Annotated in this window: 1 pseudogene; it reads right to left on the bottom strand. The window is 61.3% G+C overall.

Going from position 1 to position 938, the window contains the following annotated elements:
• A pseudogene (locus tag PKKP23_RS34765) lies at positions 1–851 on the bottom strand (IS3 family transposase); the annotation flags it as partial.
• Positions 852–938: the final 87 nt, after the last annotated feature.

Here is a 938-nt window from a genome sequence, read left to right as displayed (position 1 = left end):
CTGGCTGCCCTGATCGGTGTTGACGATCTCCGGCTGGCCGTATTTCGCGAAGGCCTCTTCCAGCGCCTCGACCGCATGGATCGCTTCCAGCGTGATCGCCACCCGATGTGCCAATACCTTACGGCTGGCCCAATCCACCACGGCCGTCAGATACACGAAGCCTCGCGCCATCGGGATATAGGTCGTGTCGAGTGCCCACACCTGATTGGCGCGGTCGATCGTCATTCCTCGCAGCAGGTATGGCCAGACCTTGTGCTGCCTGTCGCGACGGCTCGTGTTCGGCTTGCAGTACAGCGCTTCAATGCCCATGCGCTTCATCAGCGTGCCCACGTGCCGGCGTCCCACCTTGATGTCTTCACGGCGCAGCAGACGCGCCAGCATGCGCGCTCCCGCGAACGGGAACTCAAGATGCAGCTCGTCGATGCGGCGCATCAGTTTCAGCTCCGTCTCGCTGACCGCTTGCGGCTGGTAGTAGACGCTTGATCGGGCGATCCCCACAAGGCGTGCCTGTTGCGCAATCGGCAGCGCGTGTGCACGGTCGATCATCGCTTTCCGCTCAGCAACCCCGCCTTGCTGAGCGCTCCGCTTAAAAAATCGTTCTCCAGCGTCAACTGGCCAATCTTCGCGTGGAGCACCGTGACGTCCACTGGTGGCTCAACCGTCGTTGACTTGCCCGTCTCGAACACTTCCGACACGCGCTCCTGCAACTGCTTCTTCCAGTCCGTAATCTGGTTCGGATGAACGTCGTACTGCTGCGCCAGTTCTGCCAGCGTCTTGTCGCCCTTCAGGGCTGCCAGCGCCACTTTTGCCTTGAATGCCGGGCTATGCGACCGGCGGCTTCTTTTTGTCATCTTTGGGGTCCTCTTGCTGGTCCTATGACCAGCTCAGGTCCCGGCCGTTCCACTTGCCGACCTGTCCGAATTTCTGGCCCCACCTCT

This window comes from Paraburkholderia kururiensis JCM 10599 = LMG 19447 (genome assembly GCF_003986935.1).
Classification (GTDB): Bacteria; Pseudomonadota; Gammaproteobacteria; order Burkholderiales; family Burkholderiaceae; genus Paraburkholderia; species Paraburkholderia kururiensis.
The sequence above is the reverse complement of the archived record's forward strand: the minus strand, read 5'-3'. Positions and strand labels throughout refer to the sequence as shown.